The sequence below is a fragment of the Streptacidiphilus monticola genome (assembly GCF_042658505.1).
GTDB lineage: Bacteria > Actinomycetota > Actinomycetes > Streptomycetales > Streptomycetaceae > Streptacidiphilus > Streptacidiphilus monticola.
This window is the reverse complement of sequence record NZ_JBHSQJ010000029.1, coordinates 13123-15947: the sequence shown is the minus strand read 5'-3', so window position 1 is coordinate 15947 and position 2825 is coordinate 13123. Positions and strand designations below refer to the sequence as shown.

General features: G+C 73.0%; 3 protein-coding genes. 2 read left to right on the top strand and 1 reads right to left on the bottom strand.

The genetic code is table 11. The annotated features are described in order from the left end of the window. Nucleotides 1–242: peptidoglycan-binding domain-containing protein (locus ACFP3V_RS08280; protein ID WP_380581408.1), on the top strand; the 242-nt coding region annotated here is incomplete at its 5' end. Between the two features lie 72 nt (nucleotides 243–314). Here ACFP3V_RS08280 and argG read toward each other — a convergent pair. After that, entirely contained in the window at nucleotides 315–1751 is a 1437-nt protein-coding gene (argG, locus tag ACFP3V_RS08275) for an argininosuccinate synthase (protein ID WP_380581406.1), read from the bottom strand. A gap of 74 nt (nucleotides 1752–1825) precedes the next feature. Between argG and ACFP3V_RS08270 the strand changes: the two genes are divergently transcribed. Then, a complete protein-coding gene (locus ACFP3V_RS08270; protein WP_380581404.1) occupies nucleotides 1826–2713 on the top strand; it encodes an NAD-dependent protein deacetylase in 888 nt (295 codons plus the stop codon). Nucleotides 2714–2825 lie beyond the last annotated feature (112 nt).

Sequence of the window (2825 nt, the reverse complement as noted above, 5' to 3'; positions counted from 1 at the left end):
CGCCCGCGGCGAGCAGCCCGGCCTCCACCGCGGCGGCGACGCTGCGGGCCGGCGACAGCGGGCCGGACGTCGCGCGCCTGCAACAGCTGCTGTTCCAGCAGGGTTTCACCTACGTCCGGATCACCGGCGTCTACGACAAGGCCACCGTGCGCGGGGTGCGCCAGTTCCAGCGGGACCGGAGCCTGACCGCCGACCCGTACGGGGTCTACGGTCCGGCGACGCGGGCCGCTCTGGAGGGCTGAACGCCACGGGGCCCGGACTGCCGTGGCGGCGGTCCGGGCCCCGTGCGGGTGGGGGTCTGACGGGCGGTCAGGTCAGTCCGTGCCGGACTCGATCGCCGCGCTGTCCAGCAGCTCGTCGTTGACCGGGGCGGCCTCGCCGCTCGCGGCGATCTCCTGGGCGCCGCCGGACTGCATCGCGCCGATCAGGCCGGTGACGGCGGCGTCCGCCGGGCCGGAACGGCCCACCAGGCCGAGCTGTGCGTACTGCTCCAGCTTGGCGCGGGAGTCGGCGATGTCCAGGTTGCGCATCGTCAACTGCCCGATGCGGTCCACCGGTCCGAAGGCGGCGTCCTCGGTGCGCTCCATGGAGAGCTTGTCCGGGTGGTAGCTGAGGGCGGGGCCGGTGGTGTCGAGGATCGAGTAGTCCTCGCCCCGGCGCAGCCGCAGCGTGACCTCTCCGGTGACGGCCGCGCCGACCCAGCGCTGCAGCGACTCGCGCAGCATCAGCGACTGGGGGTCCAGCCAGCGGCCCTCGTACATGAGGCGGCCGAGCCGACGGCCCTCGTTGTGGTACGCGGCCACCGTGTCCTCGTTGTGGATCGCGTTGACCAGGCGCTCGTAGGCGGCGTGCAGCAGCGCCATGCCGGGGGCCTCGTAGATGCCGCGGCTCTTGGCCTCGATGATCCGGTTCTCGATCTGGTCGGACATGCCCAGGCCGTGGCGGCCGCCGATGGCGTTGGCCTCCAGCACCAGGTCGACCGGGGTGGCGAACTGCTGCCCGTTGATGGTGACCGGGCGGCCCTGCTCGAAGCCGATGGTGACGACCTCGGGCGCGATCTCGACCTCGGGGTCCCAGAAGCGGACGCCCATGATCGGGTCGACGGTCTCGATGCCGGTGTCCAGGTGCTCCAGGGTCTTCGCCTCGTGGGTGGCGCCCCAGATGTTGGCGTCGGTGGAGTACGCCTTCTCGGTGGAGTCCCGGTAGGGCAGGCCGTGCGCGACCAGCCACTCGGACATCTCCTTGCGGCCGCCCAGCTCGCCGACGAAGGCGGCGTCCAGCCACGGCTTGTAGATCCGCAGCGAGGGGTTGGCGAGCAGGCCGTAGCGGTAGAACCGCTCGATGTCGTTGCCCTTGTAGGTCGAGCCGTCGCCCCAGATCTGGACGTCGTCCTCGAGCATGGCGCGGACCAGCAGGGTGCCGGTGACGGCGCGGCCCAGCGGGGTGGTGTTGAAGTAGGCCCGGCCGCCGGAGCGGATGTGGAACGCGCCGCAGGTCAGCGCGGCCAGCCCCTCCTCGACCAGCGCGGCGCGGCAGTCGACCAGTCGCGCGACCTCCGCGCCGTACTGCGTGGCGCGACCGGGCACCGACTCGATGTCGGGCTCGTCGTACTGGCCGAGGTTGGCGGTGTAGGTGCAGGGCACCGCACCCTTGTCGCGCATCCACGCGACCGCGACCGAGGTGTCGAGGCCACCGGAGAAGGCGATCCCGACGCGTTCGCCGACAGGCAGGGAGGAGAGCACTTTGGACATAAGCAGGATTATGCATGGTTACGCATGATCATGCAATGGGCTCGGTTTCCGGCGCCCGCGCGTACCCTGCAGTCATGCGCATGCGGCCCACGCTCACCTGGACGCCCGTCGGCGAACCGCTGCCGCGGACGCGGAGCCTCGACCCGGTGCTGCCGCTGCTGGAGGCCGGTGGGATGGTCGCGCTGACGGGGGCCGGCATCTCCACCGAGTCCGGCATCCCCGACTACCGGGGCGCGAGCGGGACCTTGCGGCGGCACACGCCCATGACGTACCAGGAGTTCACCGGCAGCGAGGCGGCGCGGCAGCGCTACTGGGCGCGCAGCCACCTCGGCTGGCACACCGTCAACCACGCCCGCCCGAACGGCGGTCACCACGCCCTGGCCGCGCTCGCCCGCGCGGGCCGGATCGACGGCGTGATCACCCAGAACGTCGACGGCCTCCACCATGCGGCCGGGACGCCGCAGGTGGTCGAACTCCACGGCAGCCTGGGGCGCGTGGTCTGCCTCGACTGCGGGCGCACGAGCGAGCGCGCCGCGCTCGACGCGCGCCTGCGCGAGGCCAACCCGGGCTTCACGGCGGAGGTGCGACGCGTCAACCCGGACGGCGACGCGGAGATCCCCCCCGAGGTCGTCGCCCGCTTCCGGCCGGTGGACTGCGCCGACTGCGGGGGCGGGACGCTCAAGCCGGACGTCGTCTTCTTCGGTGAGAACGTGCCCCGGCCCCGGGTGGACGAGTGCCACCGCCTGGTGGACGCGTGCGCCTCGCTGCTGGTGCTGGGCTCCTCGCTGACGGTGCTGTCCGGCCTGCGCTTCGTCCGTCGCGCGGCGGAGCAGGGCAAGCCCGTGGTGATCGTCAACCAGGGCCCCACCCGCGGCGACGACCGCGCCGCCCACCGCATCGACCGCCCGTTGGGCGAGGCCCTGACCGAGCTCGTGGAACGCCTGGGCGTCGTGCCCGTCTGACGGCGGGTCAGCGCCACCCGGCCGGAGAGCGGGTGGGGGCTTGCCCCGGGCGCGACGGCGGCACGTCGCACGACCGGCCCGGACAGATCGGGCTCAGGAACCCCCGTGGCGG